General features: G+C 64.6%; 15 protein-coding genes and 1 riboswitch. Of the genes, 12 read left to right on the top strand and 3 right to left on the bottom strand.

Annotation, left to right across the window (positions count from 1 at the left end):
• The first annotated feature begins 167 nt into the window (after positions 1–167).
• The 5 genes from pstC to phoB are packed head-to-tail and all read left to right on the top strand — an operon-like array spanning position 168 to position 4,275.
• On the top strand, positions 168–1,157 hold the full coding sequence (pstC, locus tag QQL28_RS11965) for a phosphate ABC transporter permease subunit PstC (protein WP_284265591.1): 990 nt from the start codon (positions 168–170) through the stop codon (positions 1,155–1,157).
• A gap of 4 nt (positions 1,158–1,161) precedes the next feature.
• Positions 1,162–2,007, top strand: a complete 846-nt coding sequence (pstA, locus tag QQL28_RS11960) for a phosphate ABC transporter permease PstA (RefSeq protein WP_284265150.1) — start codon at positions 1,162–1,164, stop codon at positions 2,005–2,007.
• Positions 2,004–2,822 carry a phosphate ABC transporter ATP-binding protein PstB gene (pstB, locus tag QQL28_RS11955; protein ID WP_284265148.1) on the top strand — a complete coding sequence of 273 codons (819 nt, stop codon included), beginning with the start codon at positions 2,004–2,006 and terminating at the stop codon, positions 2,820–2,822. Before pstA ends, pstB begins: the two co-directional genes overlap by 4 nt.
• A gap of 11 nt (positions 2,823–2,833) precedes the next feature.
• Entirely contained in the window at positions 2,834–3,550 is a 717-nt protein-coding gene (phoU, locus tag QQL28_RS11950; protein WP_284265145.1) for a phosphate signaling complex protein PhoU, read from the top strand.
• A gap of 14 nt (positions 3,551–3,564) precedes the next feature.
• Positions 3,565–4,275 (top strand): phosphate regulon transcriptional regulator PhoB, encoded by a 711-nt coding sequence (gene phoB, locus QQL28_RS11945; RefSeq protein WP_284265143.1) that lies wholly within the window; start codon positions 3,565–3,567, stop codon positions 4,273–4,275.
• 243 nt (positions 4,276–4,518) lie between these two features.
• On the opposite strand, the gene QQL28_RS11940 is transcribed toward phoB, so the two are convergent.
• A complete protein-coding gene (locus QQL28_RS11940) occupies positions 4,519–5,031 on the bottom strand; it encodes a GcrA family cell cycle regulator (protein WP_284265141.1) in 513 nt (170 codons plus the stop codon).
• A gap of 458 nt (positions 5,032–5,489) precedes the next feature.
• On the opposite strand from QQL28_RS11940, the gene QQL28_RS11935 reads away from it, so the two are divergent.
• The 3 genes from QQL28_RS11935 (at position 5,490) to QQL28_RS11925 (ending at position 8,901) form a co-directional block, all read left to right on the top strand.
• Positions 5,490–6,698, top strand: coding sequence for an aspartate aminotransferase family protein (locus tag QQL28_RS11935; protein WP_284265139.1), 1,209 nt, complete (start codon positions 5,490–5,492; stop codon positions 6,696–6,698).
• Positions 6,698–7,621 (top strand): ornithine carbamoyltransferase, encoded by a 924-nt coding sequence (gene argF / locus QQL28_RS11930; protein ID WP_284265137.1) that lies wholly within the window; start codon positions 6,698–6,700, stop codon positions 7,619–7,621. The genes QQL28_RS11935 and argF overlap by 1 nt, the downstream gene beginning before the upstream one ends.
• 272 nt (positions 7,622–7,893) lie before the next feature.
• Positions 7,894–8,901: an Hsp33 family molecular chaperone gene (locus QQL28_RS11925; RefSeq protein ID WP_284265135.1), complete on the top strand. Its 1,008-nt coding sequence runs from the start codon at positions 7,894–7,896 to the stop codon at positions 8,899–8,901.
• Between the two features lie 122 nt (positions 8,902–9,023).
• Here the strand turns inward: QQL28_RS11925 and apaG are convergent, their stop codons facing one another.
• Positions 9,024–9,419, bottom strand: coding sequence for a Co2+/Mg2+ efflux protein ApaG (apaG, locus tag QQL28_RS11920; RefSeq protein WP_284265133.1), 396 nt, complete (start codon positions 9,417–9,419; stop codon positions 9,024–9,026).
• Positions 9,420–9,598: 179 nt separating this feature from the next.
• Here apaG and QQL28_RS11915 point away from each other — a divergent pair, with 179 nt between their 5' ends.
• The 3 genes from QQL28_RS11915 to QQL28_RS11905 are packed head-to-tail and all read left to right on the top strand — an operon-like array spanning position 9,599 to position 12,699.
• Complete coding sequence (locus QQL28_RS11915) at positions 9,599–10,915, top strand: OpgC domain-containing protein (RefSeq protein ID WP_284265131.1); 1,317 nt, start codon at positions 9,599–9,601, stop codon at positions 10,913–10,915.
• Complete coding sequence (locus QQL28_RS11910; RefSeq protein WP_284265129.1) at positions 10,915–11,694, top strand: SGNH/GDSL hydrolase family protein; 780 nt, start codon at positions 10,915–10,917, stop codon at positions 11,692–11,694. The genes QQL28_RS11915 and QQL28_RS11910 overlap by 1 nt, the downstream gene beginning before the upstream one ends.
• 12 nt (positions 11,695–11,706) lie before the next feature.
• Positions 11,707–12,699, top strand: a complete 993-nt coding sequence (locus tag QQL28_RS11905; protein ID WP_284265127.1) for an SGNH/GDSL hydrolase family protein — start codon at positions 11,707–11,709, stop codon at positions 12,697–12,699.
• A gap of 111 nt (positions 12,700–12,810) precedes the next feature.
• Here the strand turns inward: QQL28_RS11905 and QQL28_RS11900 are convergent, their stop codons facing one another.
• Positions 12,811–14,007, bottom strand: coding sequence for an O-succinylhomoserine sulfhydrylase (locus QQL28_RS11900; RefSeq protein ID WP_284265121.1), 1,197 nt, complete (start codon positions 14,005–14,007; stop codon positions 12,811–12,813).
• Between the two features lie 68 nt (positions 14,008–14,075).
• A riboswitch (SAM riboswitch) is annotated at positions 14,076–14,155 on the bottom strand.
• A 79-nt stretch (positions 14,156–14,234) separates the two neighbouring features.
• On the opposite strand from QQL28_RS11900, the gene QQL28_RS11895 reads away from it, so the two are divergent.
• A complete protein-coding gene (locus QQL28_RS11895; RefSeq protein ID WP_431309594.1) occupies positions 14,235–15,371 on the top strand; it encodes a 2'-deoxycytidine 5'-triphosphate deaminase in 1,137 nt (378 codons plus the stop codon).
• Position 15,372 lies beyond the last annotated feature (1 nt).

The raw sequence follows: 15,372 nt of genomic DNA, 5'->3' as shown, positions 1-15,372 counted from the left end.
GCACTTCTTCCGGGGCGCGGGTGAAAGATGGACCCCGGAATCCCCAGGGATTCCGGGTCTGGTCCTCCGGGGCCATCCCGAATGACGCGGGACAGATCGTCGACAAGATCGCCTTCATCGGCGGCGTGCAGATAGCGTAAATGACACAGGGGATCGGCGTGGCAGAGATGGCCGTTCAGAGCGATATCGTCGACGACGCCGGACCGTATGATCGCGCCAAGGCCCTGAGCGCGTTCAAGCTCGGCGACCTCACCTTCTACTGGATCACCCGGCTCAGCGCGATCTCGGTGCTCCTGATCCTCGGCGGCATCATCCTGTCGCTGATCGTCGGCGCTTTCCCGGCGATGAAAGAATATGGCCTGTCGTTCCTGTGGACGCAGCGCTGGGCGCCGTCGGCCGATCCGCCGGTGCTCGGCGCGCTCGGGCCGATGTACGGCACGCTCGTCACCTCCTTCATCGCGATGCTGATCGCCATCCCCGTTGGCATTGGCATTGCGATCTTCCTTACCGAACTCTGCCCGCAATGGCTGCGCCGCCCGATCGGCATGGCGGTCGAGCTGCTCGCCGGCATTCCCTCGATCATCTACGGCATGTGGGGCTTCTTCGTGCTGGGCCCGTTCCTGGCCAACACCTTCCAGCCGTTCATGATCAGGCTGTTCGACGGCGTTCCCGTGCTGGGCGCGGTCTTCGCCGGGCCTCCGTCTTATCTCAGCCTGTTCAACGCCGCGCTGATCCTCGCGATCATGGTGCTGCCCTTCATCACCTCGATCTCGGTCGACGTGTTCAAGACCGTGCCGCCGGTGCTCAAGGAGGCCGCCTACGGTGTCGGCTGCACCACCTGGGAGGTCGTGCGCAGCGTGGTGATCCCCTACACCCGCGTCGGCATCATCGGCGGCGTCATGCTGGCGCTGGGACGCGCGCTCGGCGAGACCATGGCGGTGACCTTCATCATCGGCAACTCCTTCCGCATCCAGTCCTCGATCTTCGCGCCTGGCACCACGATCTCGGCGGCGATCGCATCCGAGTTCGCCGAGAGCGACGGCCTGCACCAGTCCGGCCTGATCCTGCTCGGCCTGCTCCTGTTCGTCCTCACGTTCTTCGTGCTGGCGGGTGCGCGCCTGATGCTGCTGCGGCTGGAAAAGAAGGCGGGGAAGTGACGTCATGAACCCGATCTATGTACGCCGTCGCCGCAAGGACATCGTCGTCCGCGGGCTCTGCATTGCCGCCGCCGCCTTCGGCGTCACCTGGCTGGCGCTGATCCTGGTCACGCTGCTCTACAACGGCCTCGCCGGTCTGAACCTGGAGATCTTCGTCGCGGACACTCCGCCCCCGGGCTCGACCGAAGGCGGCCTGCGCAACGCCATCATCGGCTCGCTGATCATGACCGTGCTCGGCGTCGGCATCGGCGCGCCGCTCGGTCTGTTCGCCGGCACCTATCTCGCCGAGTACGGCCGCAACGACAAGCTGACCTCGGTGATCCGCTTCATCAACGACATCCTGCTCAGTGCGCCCTCGATCATCATCGGCCTGTTCATCTATGGCGCAGTGGTGGTGCCGATGCGCGGCTTCTCGGCGATCGCCGGCTGCCTCGCGCTGGCCGTCATCGTGATCCCAGTCGTGCTGCGCACCACCGAGGACATGCTGCTGCTGGTGCCGAACGCGCTGCGCGAGGCGGCTTCCGCCCTTGGGCTGCCGCGCTCGCTGGTGATCAAGCGGATCGCCTACCGCGCGGCGCGCTCCGGCCTCATTACGGGCGTGCTGCTCGCGACCGCCCGCGTCGCCGGCGAGACCGCGCCGCTGCTGTTCACCGCCTTGTCGAACCAGTTCTTCAGCCTCAGCCTGAACAAGACGATGGCGAACCTGCCGGTGACCATCAACAATTTCGTGCAGAGCCCCTACGCCTACTGGAAGCAGCTGGCCTGGAGCGGGGCGCTGCTGATCACCCTGACCGTGCTTGCCCTGAACATTGGCGCGCGCATTCTTGGCGCCGAGAGGACTGCAAAATGAGCGATCTGTCCGTTTCCGTAAGTTCCACCGGGCGCGCGGCGTCGCCGACACTGCCTGAGGCGCCGGCGAAGGTGACGGTGCGCAACCTCAATTTCTACTACGGCGAGCACCACGCGCTGAAGAACATCAACCTGACGCTCGGTACCAACCGCGTCACGGCGTTCATCGGCCCGTCCGGCTGTGGCAAGTCGACCCTGCTGCGCATCTTCAACCGGATGTACGATCTCTATCCGGGCCAGCGCGCCACCGGTCAGCTCATGCTCGACCAGACCAACATCCTCGACCCCAGGCTCGACCTCAACCTGCTGCGGGCCCGGGTCGGCATGGTGTTCCAGAAGCCGACGCCGTTCCCGATGACGATCTACGAGAACATCGCCTTCGGCATCCGCCTCTACGAGAAGATCTCGAAGTCCGAGATGGACGACCGGGTCGAGAAGGCGCTGCGCGGCGGCGCGCTGTGGAACGAGGTCAAGGACAAGCTCAACGCGTCCGGCCTGTCGCTCTCCGGCGGCCAGCAGCAACGCCTCTGCATCGCCCGCACCGTGGCGGTGCGTCCCGAGGTGATCCTGTTCGACGAGCCCTGCTCGGCGCTCGATCCGATCTCGACCGCCAAGGTCGAGGAGCTGATCCAGGAGCTCGCCGAGGACTACACAATCGCGATCGTCACGCACAACATGCAGCAGGCGGCGCGCGTCTCCGACAAGACCGCTTTCATGTATCTCGGCGAACTGATCGAGTTCGACGAGACCAGCAAGATCTTCACGTCGCCCAGCGACCGGCGCACCCAGGACTACATCACCGGCCGCTTCGGCTGAGGAGACAAGAAATGGCTTCTGAACATACCGCAAAGGCCTTCGACACCGACCTCCAGGAGCTCACGCGGCTCGTTGCGGAGATGGGCGGCCTTGCCGAACGCATGATCGTCGATTCCGTCGATGCGCTGATCCGCCGCGACGTTGCGCTCGGCCAGCGCGTGGTGGCGACCGATGCCGAGATCGACGCGCTCCAGAAGAAGATCGAGGAGCGTGCCGTGCTCACGATCGCGCGCCGCCAGCCGATGGCGGTCGACCTGCGCGAGATCGTCGGCGCGATGCGCGTTGCGACCGACCTGGAGCGGATCGGCGACCTCGCCAAGAACATGGGCAAGCGCGTCGCCGCGCTCGAGACCGATTTCCATCCGCTCAAGCTGTTCCGCGGCCTGGAGCACATGACCGACCTCGTGCAGCAGCAGGTCAAGTCGGTGCTGGACGCCTATGCGGCGCATGACCTGCCGGCGGCGATGATGGTGTGGAAGGGTGACGAGGAGGTCGACGCGATCTGCACCTCGCTTTTCCGCGAACTCCTCACCTACATGATGGAGGATCCGCGCAACATCTCGTTCTGCATCCACCTGATGTTCTGCGCCAAGAACATCGAGCGGATCGGCGACCACGCAACCAACATCGCCGAGACCGTCTTCTACATGATCGAAGGTCAGGCCATCGCGGACAAGCGTCCGAAGGGCGACATGACGACCTTCGCCACGACCTTGCCGAACACTTAAGGAGCGACGACGCCATGGGCGCACGCATTATGGTTGTTGAGGACGAGGAAGCGCTGACCGAGCTGTTGCGCTACAACCTCGAAGGCGACGGCTACGATGTCGAGACGGTGATGCGCGGCGACGACGCCGATACCCGCCTCAAGGAGCACATCCCCGATCTGATCGTGCTGGACTGGATGCTGCCGGGACTGTCCGGCATCGAGCTGTGCCGCAGGCTTCGTACACGGCCCGAGACCAAGGGGCTGCCGATCATCATGCTCACCGCACGCGGCGAGGAGAGCGAGCGTGTGCGCGGGCTTGCCACCGGCGCCGACGACTACATCGTCAAGCCGTTTTCGGTGCCCGAGTTGCTGGCGCGTGTGAAGGGTCTTCTGCGGCGTGCAAGCCCGGAGCGGCTTGCGACCGTGCTCGCCTATGGCGACATCGAGCTCGATCGCGAGAAGCGCCGCGTTGCGCGCTCCGGACGGCCGATCGACCTCGGCCCGACCGAATATCGCCTCCTGGAGTTCTTCCTGGAGCATCCCGGCCGCGTGTTCTCGCGCGAGCAGCTGCTCGACAGTGTGTGGGGCCGCGACATCTATATCGACGAGCGCACCGTCGACGTCCACATCGGACGCCTGCGCAAGCTGCTCAATCTCGGCCGCGAGCAGGACCCGATCCGCACCGTCCGCGGCGCCGGCTACGCGCTGGATGATCGTTTCGCGAAGGCCGAGCAAACGGGTTAGTGGGCTGCCGCCAGAAGCTCAGTCGTGCGCCGCAAATTCAGTCGTCATCCCGGGGCGTGCAAAGCGCGAGCCCGGGATCCATGAACACAGGCGGATGTTGTCAGGGGGACTCTGGGTTACTACCTCGCGCAGCAACTGCGCCCTGGGGGTAATTGTCCCGGCCTTCGCCGGGGCGACACCTAGTGAGGTGAGCCGTCATCGTGTGACGGCCCACAACTTGATCGCCGACTAAAATCAGCTCTCTCACCGCGTGCCGGGTTTCGCCGGTGCACGCCGGCGATCCGCCGCCGGCTGGTAGGCGACGCGCGAGTGCTGCGCGCAGTAGGGCAGGCCCGAGAGTGATTTGCCGCCGCAGAAGAAGAAGTCCGGGCTCGAGGGATCGCCGACCGGCCAGTGGCAGGTCGCCTCGTTGAGCTCGAGCAGCGACAGGCGCTGGCTCATCGGAACGACATTGTCATAGGTGATCGGATCGGGCTCGACTTCGACCTCGAAGGCCTGGGCGAGTGCGGTGTTGCCGCGGGCAATCGGGCGGCTCACCCGCATCATGTGCTGTGCGGGGCGCGCCTTGCGCGGCCGGGGAGCCGCCGAGGACGGGCTCTTGGCGCGGCCGGACAGGCCCAGCCGGTGCACCTTGCCGATTACGGCATTCCGCGTCACGTTGCCGAGTTCGGCAGCGATCTGGCTGGCCGAAAGCCCGGCCTCCCAGAGCTTTTTCAACTGCTCGACGCGATCGTCGGACCAGGTCAAAACCGTCATTGCACCCTTCCCCTCGCCGCGCGCCTGCCAATCCTTGGGGCTGCGTGACGATGTCTAAGCCTCGAAAAACCCGTGCCGCCAGAATCCCTTAAGGCTCGCCGGGCGCGATCGAGGCACCCGAACGTTACGCCGGTACATAAGGACTTAGAGGATCAGAACTGCTGCACGAGATGTCGTATCTGACAGGGGAAACGCTACAATATGGCGTGACTCCCGCGCAAGAGTCTGCGGCTCCGCGTCCACATGTTCCGTCGCAAAAATAGCTCAAAATTGCCACCGCAAGACTACGGGTCGCACGCCTTGCAGGGCCTTCTGGCGGCATTGACAGCGGTTTTTCCAGGCATAAAATAGTGACACGTGCCGCCCTTAAAAGGCGGCACGTTTCGTTTTCCGGGCAGGTCAATGATGCGCTGCGCAACGCAGTCTCGTGAGCCAGCCTCAACATCCAAGTGACCGTCATGACCAAAAGCGCCGCGACGCATCTGCTTCCCGTATTCGCCAGGGCCGAGCTCGGCTTCGAGCGCGGCGAAGGCTGCTGGCTGGTCGCGACCAACGGCGAGCGCTATCTCGATTTCACCTCGGGTGTCGCCGTGAATGCGCTGGGACATGCGCATCCTGCCTTGGTCAAGGCCTTGCAGGAGCAGGCCACGAAACTCTGGCACATGTCGAACCTGTTTCAGAGCCCGGATGGCGAGAAGCTCGCGGTCAGGCTCTGCAACGAGAGCTTTGCGGACTTCGTGTTCTTCTGCAATTCCGGCGCCGAGGCGATGGAATGCGTGATCAAGGTGGTACGCCGCTATCATGCCACCAAGGGCCATCCCGAGCGCTACCGCATGATCACCTTCGAGGGCGCCTTCCATGGCCGCACGCTGGCAACGCTCGCCGCCACCGGGTCTGCAAAATATCTCGAAGGCTTTGGTCCGCCCATGGACGGGTTCGACCAGGTGCCGCATGGCGACCTCGAAGCCGTCAAGAAGGCGATCGGCCCGCAGACCGCGGGCATTCTGATCGAACCGATCCAGGGCGAGGGTGGCGTGCGCTCGGCGCCTCCCGCCTTCTATCGCGCGCTGCGCCAGCTCTGCGACGAGCATGGCCTTTTGCTTGCCTTCGACGAGGTGCAGACCGGCATGGGCCGCACCGGCGATCTGTTCGCGCATCGCCGTCTCGGCGTGACCCCTGACGTGATGTCGCTTGCGAAAGCGCTCGGCGGCGGCTTTCCGATCGGCGCCTGCCTTGCGACGGCCGAGGCAGCCTCCGGCATGACGCCGGGCTCGCACGGCTCGACCTTCGGCGGCAATCCGCTCGCCGTCTCCGCGGCGAACGCCGTGCTCGACGTCATGCTCCAGCCCGGCTTCTTCGACCACGTGCAGAAGATGTCGCTGCTGCTCAAGCAGAAGCTCGCCTCCGTGATCGACCGCCATCCCGAAATCGTCAGCGAGGTGCGCGGCGAGGGGCTCTTGATCGGCATCAAGGCCGTGGTGCCCTCGGGCGACCTCGTCTCGGCCTTGCGCGACCAAAAGCTTCTCACCGTCGGCGCCGGCGATAATGTCGTGCGCTTCCTGCCGCCTTTGATCGTCACGGAAGGCGAGATCGAGGAAGGCGTCGCGCGACTCGAGCGCGCCTGCACGGCGCTCGCATCCAGTCTCAAGACACCGGCGGCAAGCTGATGAGCAAAGCGCCCAAGCACTTCCTGGACATCAACGAGCTGCCGCTGTCCGAGCTCAAGAGCATGCTCGCCGCCTCTTCCGCAATGAAGGCGAAGCAGAAGGCGCATCAGCCGGTCAAGCCGCTCGAGGGCAAGACGCTGGCGATGATCTTCGAGCGCCCGTCGACGCGGACGCGGGTGTCGTTCGATGTCGCCATGCGCCAGCTCGGCGGCGAGCCCATCATGCTCACCGGTGCCGAGATGCAGCTCGGCCGCGGCGAGACCATCGCCGACACCGCGCGCGTGCTGTCGCGCTATGTCGATGCGATCATGATCCGCATCCTCAATCACGATGCGCTGCTCGAGCTCGCGGCCAACGCGACCGTGCCCGTCATCAACGGGCTGACGCGGCGCTCGCATCCCTGCCAGGTGATGGCCGACCTCATGACCTATGAGGAGCATCGCGGGCCGATCGAGGGCAAGACGGTGGCCTGGACCGGCGACGACAACAACGTGCTCGCCTCCTGGGCGCATGCCGCCGAGCGCTTCAAGTTCAATCTCAATGTCGCGACCCCGCCGGAGCTCGCGCCGAAAAAGGCGATGCGCGACTGGGTCAAGGCGACGGGCGCATCGATCATGCTCGGCACCGATGCGGAAGCCGCGGTGCGCGACGCCGATTGCGTCGTCACCGACACCTGGGTCTCGATGGGCGACAAGGAAGGCGAGCACCGCCACAACGTGCTCAAGCCCTATCAGGTCAATGCCAAGCTGATGTCGTTCGCCAAACCCGACGCGCTGTTCATGCACTGCCTGCCCGCCCATCGCGGCGAGGAGGTCACCGACGAGGTGATCGATGGCCCGCAATCGGTCGTGTTTGACGAGGCCGAAAACCGCCTGCACGCGCAGAAGGGCATTCTGGCCTGGTGTTTTGACGCGGTGAAGTAACGACGAGCAGTGTGAGGCGTCGCTGTCGCTTCACACACCGCTGTCGTCTCGGACAAGCGAAGCGCAGATCCGGGACCCATAGCCACAGGATTACGTGGTGGCACGAGATGACAACTCCGAGTCTTCGCCAAGCGACTTCCTGTGATTATGGGTCCCGGGCTCGCGCTGCGCGCGCCGGGACGACCCCGAAATTTGCGGCACAATCCGCGTCCGGAACACGCTGCCTCGTCGCCCCCTTCCATTTCATCTCCTCCGACCCCAGATAGAGCGCCATGGTCTCCCAATCCCCTGACATCAAAGCCGGGCCTGAAAGCCCGGTTCGTGCGCCGTCTTCCGTTCCCGTCGACGATGCCGTGCTGCCCTTCGAGGTCGATGCGCTCGACGTGCGCGGGCGCTTGACCCGGCTCGGGCCAGCGCTCGACGATATCCTCACCAAGCACGATTACCCCGCGCCGGTCGGCAAGCTGCTCGGCGAGGCCATCGTGCTGACGACGCTGCTCGGCTCGGCGCTGAAATTCGAGGGCCGCTTCATCCTCCAGGCCCAGACCGACGGCCCGGTGTCGTTCCTGGTGGTCGACCTCAAGGCGCCCGACCGCCTGCGCGCCTATGCTCGCTACGACGCCTCGCGCCTGGGCGAGACCAAGGACTCCGGCACGCTGCTCGGCCGCGGCCATCTCGCCATGACCATCGACCAGGGCTCGGACATGAGCCGCTACCAGGGCCTCGTTGCACTCGACGGCGGCAGCCTGGAAGACGCCGCTCATGAGTACTTCCTGCGCTCCGAGCAGATCCCGACCCAGGTTCGTCTCGCCGTCGGCGAGGAATGGCGCTCGAGCGACGGTGGCAAGCACCGCTGGCGCGCCGGCGGCCTCTTGATGCAGTTCCTGCCGAAGGCGCCGGAGCGCGCGCGCCAGGCCGACCTGCATCCCGGCGACGCGCCCGAAGGCACCACGCCGCATACGGTCGCCGAGGACGATGCCTGGGTCGAAGCGCGCTCGCTGATCGGCACGGTCGAGGACGTCGAGCTGATCGATCCCGATCTCTCCGGTGAGCGGCTGCTGTACCGCCTCTTCCACGAGCGCGGCGTGCGCGTGTTCAATCCGCAAAATCTGAAAGCGGAATGCTCCTGCTCGCGCGACGCAGTGGCGGCGATGCTGAAAAGCTTCACGCCGGACGACCGCGCCGCGATGGTCAAGGACGACAAGGTCGTCGTGACCTGCGAGTTCTGCAGCTCGGTGTATCAATTCACGCCGCACGAGGCGGGCGTGGAAAACGCGTAGCCAAACACTCGGAAATCGTAGGGTGGGTTAGCGAAGCGTAACCCACCAAAATCTATCCGCGTGGAAACCAAAGAGGTGGGTTACGCCTTCGGCTAACCCACCCTACGGCAGCGCACCGTGCGTCAATTCAACACCCGCTTGCCGCCGTCCGGGCTGTCCAGCGAGAACGTTGGCACATCGATCTCGAAGCGCTCGCCGCTTTCGTTGACCATCTGGTAGCGGCCGGTCATGAAGCCCGAGGCGGTCGAGAGCGGGACGCCGGAGGTGTATTCGTAGCGCTCGCCGGGCGCGAGGATCGGCTGCTCGCCGATCACGCCTTCGCCCTTGACCTCCTGCTGCCGCCCCGTCGCGTCGGTGATGATCCAGTGCCGCGTCTTCAGCTGCACGGTTTCGTCGCCGGAATTGGTGATCACGATGGTATAGGCCCAGAAGTAGCGCGAGCGCTCGGCTGACGACTGCTCCGGGACAAAGTTCGGCTCGACGGTCACTTCGATCTGGCGGGTCACGGCACGGTACATGGTTGCCATCATAACGAAAACCTTGCCGGGAACCAATCGTGGCCCGCAGCGTCAGCGACATCGTGCCGCCCGAATTGGTACCGTAGTTACACTCCAATGTGATCCGGTCGCTTTGCGAGCAGGCCAGCCGCCCGGTACACTCCTCAAACGCCGCGATTTGCGCAAGGGTTTTGGCCCCGATGACCATTGCCGACCAAGTGACGGGATTGCCGATCGCCGGAACCGCGGATGCCAAGTCCTTGGATGCCAAGTCCTCGGATGCTAAGTCCTCGGATGCTAAGCCCGTGGAGGCTAAGGCCTTGGAGGCAAAGCCGCGCGCGGCGGCGCCCGCCATCACGCTGCCCGTCATCGGCGAGCGTGAGCTTCGCCTCGACCTGTTCCGCGGGTTGGCGTTGTGGCTGATCTTCATCGACCACCTGCCGCCGAACCTTTTGACCTGGTTCACCATCCGCAACTACGGCTTCAGCGACGCCACCGAGATCTTCATCTTCATCTCCGGCTACACCGCAGCCTTCGTCTACGGCCGCGCGATGCTGGACTCCGGCGTCGTCATCGCCACCGCGCGCATCCTGCGCCGGGTCTGGCAGATCTACGTCGCCCACGTCTTCCTGTTCACGATCTTCCTCGCGGAAATCTCCTACGTCGCGACCAGCTTCGAGAACCCGCTCTACACGGAAGAGATGGGCATCATGGATTTCCTCAAGCAGCCCGACGTCACCATCGTGCAGGCGCTGCTCTTGCGCTTCCGGCCCGTCAACATGGACGTGCTGCCGCTCTATATCGTGTTGATGCTGGCGCTGCCGCTGATCCTCTGGCTGATGAAATGGAAGCCGGATCTCACGCTCGGCCTGTCGGTCGCGCTCTACGCGGTGACCTGGCAGTTCGATCTCTATTTTTCGGCTTACCCGAACGGCTTCTGGGCCTTCAACCCGCTCGCCTGGCAATTGTTGTTCGTGTTCGGCGCCTGGTGCGCGCTCGGAGGGGCAAGGCGCATGTCGCGGATCCTGGCATCACCCGTGACGATGTGGATCTCGATCGCTTATCTGGCCGCGGCGTTCTACGTGACGCTGACCTGGTACGTGCCGCAGCTCTCCCACTTCATGCCGAAACGGATCGAGCAATGGATGTATCCGATCGACAAGACCGATCTGGACGTGCTGCGCTTCACGCATTTCCTGGCGCTGGCCGCGCTCACCGTTCGCTTCCTGCCACGGGACTGGCCGGGCTTGAAATCGCCCCTCCTGAGGCCGCTGATCCTCTGCGGCCAGCATTCGCTGGAGATCTTCTGCCTCGGCGTGTTCCTGGCCTTTGCCGGCCATTTCATCCTGGCCGAGGTGTCCGGCGGCCCGGGCATGCATGCGCTGATTAGTCTCTGCGGAATCCTGATCATGTGGGCCATGGCCTGGGTGATTTCGTGGTACAAGCAGGTGGCTGACAAAAGCGGTTCGAAAACCAAAAACGCCGTCGGCAACGCCGATCTGGCGGGAGGGGGCTGATGAAGGCGAAGGTTCTCCTGAGCCTGGTCCTGCTGTGCAGTGCTTTCGCTGCGCCTTCTGCGCGCGCGGAGGATAATGCTGCGCCTCAAGCTCCCACAGGGCCTGCGGCCTGCGAGGTGCCGTCCTATCTGCTCGCCACCGAGAGTCAGCTGCACAAGGTCGCTGACACCATCAAGGACGCAAAACCGCTGGAAATCCTGGTCATCGGCAGCCGTTCGACCACCATCCCGTCGTCGGAGGACAGCTCCTATCCGGCCCGCCTCCAGGCCATCCTGAAGGAGAAATTACCGTCGGAGCCCGTGCACGTATCCGTAGAACTACAGAGCAAAAAGACGGCTGAAGAAGCCGCAGCCGGCTTCGTTAAGCTCATGGAAGCGAAAAGGCCTACTTTGGTCATCTGGCAGACCGGGACCGTGGATGCTATCCGATCTATCGATCCCGATGAGTTCCGCGGTGCCGTCACTGATGGTGTTACTGCGCTGCAAAATGCGGGGGCCGACGTTATATTGATGAACTTGCAGTATAGCCCGCGGACCGAAACCATGATCTCGGTACCGCCCTATCTCGATAATATGCGCGTGGTGGCGCAGGAGCATGAAATCCCGCTGTTCGACCGTTTCGCGATCATGCGTCAATGGAATGATCAGGGTCAGTTCGACCTGTTCAATCCGTCACGCGGACCCGAGTTGGCGAAACAGGTCCATGATTGCCTTGGCCGGGCGCTGGCGCAGTTCGTCGTCGATGCCGCCCATCTCGGTCCGGCCCAGCAGCAAAATTGAGGTTTAGCGTAAATGAGTTCTTTCCGCCCTTTTGGCCTGACGGCATGGCTGGCTGCGCCCATGGCGGCCGCGCTGCTGATGCCGGTGTCACTGTCGCCTGCCCGCGCGCAGGCCGTGGCTGTCGCGCCGACGGCGCCGCGGGCCGCTAACCCGGCGCCAGCGCCGCAGACCATGCCCGCCGCGACCAGCCAGCAAGAATCTCCCGACCAGCGCGGCCTCACCGCGCGGGCCATCGACAAGGTCAAGCAGGTCGCCAAATCGGCCGGCGACATCTTCAGCCGCGTGCCGTGCCTGCCGCCCAAGGGCGGCGCGAAACCGATGGGTTCGCTGCCGCATGTCGCGAGCAAGCTGGTCGCGGGCAAGCCGGTCGTGATCGTCGCGTTCGGATCGTCGTCGACGGCGGGCTTCGGTGCGAGCTCGCCCGATTTCAACTATCCGAACCGCCTCGCCGGCCAGCTTCGCCGGCAATACCCGACCGCCGACATCACCGTCGTCAACGCAGGTGTCGGCGGCGAGGACGCGCCCGAGATGATGAAGCGCCTCCAGAAGGAGGTGATCGACGTGCATCCGGATCTCGTGATCTGGCAGGTCGGGACCAACGCGGTGCTGCGGAACCTCGATCCCACCGACACCGCCAAGCTCGTCGAGGAGGGCATCACGCGCATCCAGGCGGTCGGCGATGCCGACATCGTGCTGGTCGACCCGCAATATTCGCCGCGCGTCACCGAGCGCCCCGAAAGCGCGAGCAAGATGGTGAAGCTGCTCGGCCACGTCGCCGAGCTCCGCCATGTCGGCATCTTCCCGCGCTTCGAGGTGATGCGCGACTGGCACGAAAAGCAGGCCATTCCGGTCGAGAGTTTCGTGATCTCCGACGGCCTGCACATGAATGATTGGGGCTACGCCTGCTTCGCGCAGCTTCTCGGCGACGACATCATCCGCTCGGTCGGCCAGATCAAGCTCGGGGTCAACGTGCCCGCGGACGTGCGGACCTACCGGCCGATGTAACTCCGCTGCCGTAGGGTGGGTTAGCCGAAGGCGTAACCCACCACGGTCTACCCTCGCTGAAGCAAGGGGTGGGTTACGCTTCGCGAGCCCACCCTACGATTCAACGCAGCCTCACGCCTTCTCCAGCGCCGCGGTGAGATCCTCGATCAGATCATCGGCATGCTCGAGCCCCGCGGAGAAGCGGATAAAACCTTCGCTGATGCCGAGTGCGGCGCGGTCTTCCGGCTTCAGGCGTTGATGCGTCGTGGTGGCCGGATGTGTCACCAGGCTCTTGGCGTCGCCGAGATTGTTGGAAATCCTGGCGAGCCTCAGCGCATTGAGCACGCGGAATGCGGCCTGCTTGCCGCCCTTGACCTCGAAGCCGATCAGCGTCGAGCCGCCGCGCATCTGCTTCTTCACCAGCGCGGCCTGTGGATGATCGGCGCGGCCGGGATAAATCAGCCGCGAGATTTTGGGATGGCTCGCGAGCACCTCGGCAACGCGGGCCGCGGTGTCGGTCTGGGCACGCACGCGCACGCCGAGCGTCTCCAGCCCCTTGAGCAGGACCCAGGCGTTGAACGGCGAGATCGACGGGCCGGTCTGGCGCATGAAATTGTGGATGTGCTCGGCGATGAAGGCTTCCGAGGACAGGATGATGCCGCCGAGGCAGCGGCCCTGGCCGTCGATATGCTTGGTCGCGGAATAGACCACGACGTCGGCACCGAGCGCGAGCGGGCTCTGCCAGATCGGCGTCGCGAACACGTTGTCGACGACGAGCCGCGCGCCGCCCTTGTGGGCGATCTCGGCGATGGCGGGAATGTCGAGCACGTCGAGCGTCGGATTGGTCGGGCTCTCCAGGAAGAACGTCTTGGTGTTGGGCTTGACCGCGCGCTGCCACTGGTCGAGATCGAGGCCGTCGACCAGCGTGGTCTCGATGCCGTAGCGCGGCAACAGATCCTGCACCACGTAGAGGCACGAGCCGAACAGCGCGCGCGAGGCCACGACGTGATCACCAGTCTTCAAGGGCGCCAGGATCGCGGTCGTCACCGCCGCCATGCCGGTCGCCGCCGAGCGGGCTGCCTCCGCGCCCTCGAGCTCGATCATGCGCTGCTCGAACATCGCAATGGTCGGATTGGAGTAGCGCGAATAGATGAAGCCGGGATCCTCGCCCTTGAACCGCGCCTCGCATTCTTCGGCGCTCGCGTAGACGTAACCCTGGGTGAGGAACAGCGCCTCGGACGTCTCGCCATATTGCGAGCGCAGGGTGCCGGAATGGACCAGCCGGGTTTCGGGACGATATTGCGCGGCGGACGCCGGGGACTTCGACATAGGACCTCCAACGTGACCACCTGAAATGGTCACAAAAAAACCGGCCTGGATATCTCCACTGGCCGGGATCACAGAGGTCCCCGGCCTGTTTAGCGATTTATTTAACGTGGCTGCAAGCCGGCCGGCTCAAATCACCACGGGATAAGTCATGCTCATATTCCGCCATGCCCTTTTCGTCAAGGCATCCATCGGATAGCGGTAAAAGGTTCGTTTTTCCGCATTTTTGGATGCGTTTGACCCGAGATGAGGACCACCGGTTGACGTTCACGGTCGCCGCCGACGCCAATGGTATCCTGCCCGACCGCATGATCGCGGCGATGGCGGATGGCGGGCTCATCCTGCCCGCCTACGACTTCGTCGAGAGCCAGATCCAGCCGGCGAGCCTCGATCTTCGCCTCGGCGACATCGCCTATCGCGTGCGCGCGAGCTTCCTGCCCGGACCCGGCGCTACCGTCGCCGAACGCATCGACGAGTTGAAGCTGCACGAGTTCAGCCTCGCCGACGGCGCGGTGCTGGAGACCAACTGCGTCTACATCGTGCCGCTGCTCGAGAGTCTCGCGCTGCCGCCGGAGATCGTCGCGGCCGCCAATCCGAAAAGCTCGACCGGCCGGCTCGACGTCTTCACCCGCGTGATCGCCGACGGCACCCGCCGCTTCGACATGATCGGCGCCGGCTATCACGGTCCGCTCTATGCCGAGATCAGCCCAAAAACCTTTCCGGTGCTGGTGAGCGAGGGCTCGCGGCTGTCGCAGGTGCGCTTCCGCACCGGCGATGCCATCCTCAACATCGATGAGCTCGAGGCGCTGCATGCGGCCGAGCGTCTCGTCGACATCGACGAGGCCGATCTCACCGGCGGCGTCGCCGTCTCCGTCGATCTCTCCGGCGAGAAGGGCGGCGGCTTCGTCGGCTATCGCGCCAAGCGCCACACCGGCGTGGTCGATGTCGATCGCCGCGCCGGCTACGCGGTCGAGGATTTCTGGGAGCCGATCTCCGCACGTCCCGACGGCAGCCTCATTCTCGATCCCGGCGAGTTCTACATCCTCGCGTCGAAAGAGGCCGTGCAGGTGCCGCCGGACTACGCCGCGGAGATGGTGCCGTTCGATCCCCTGGTCGGCGAATTCCGCGTGCACTATGCCGGCTTCTTCGATCCCGGTTTCGGCTATGCCGGCGCCGGTGGGCAAGGAGCGCGCGCGGTGCTCGAAGTGCGCTCGCGCGAAGTGCCCTTCATCCTCGAGCACGGCCAGATCGTGGGCCGCCTCGTCTACGAGAAGATGCTGGCACGCCCCGACGCCATGTACGGCCAGCGCATCGGCTCGAACTACCAGGCGCAGGGCCTGAAGCTCTCGAAGCATTTTCGAGTGTAGC

It is taken from the genome of Bradyrhizobium iriomotense, from assembly GCF_030160715.1.
In the GTDB taxonomy this organism is placed as follows: Bacteria; Pseudomonadota; Alphaproteobacteria; order Rhizobiales; family Xanthobacteraceae; genus Bradyrhizobium; species Bradyrhizobium iriomotense.
The sequence above is the reverse complement of the archived record's forward strand: the minus strand, read 5'-3'. Positions and strand labels throughout refer to the sequence as shown.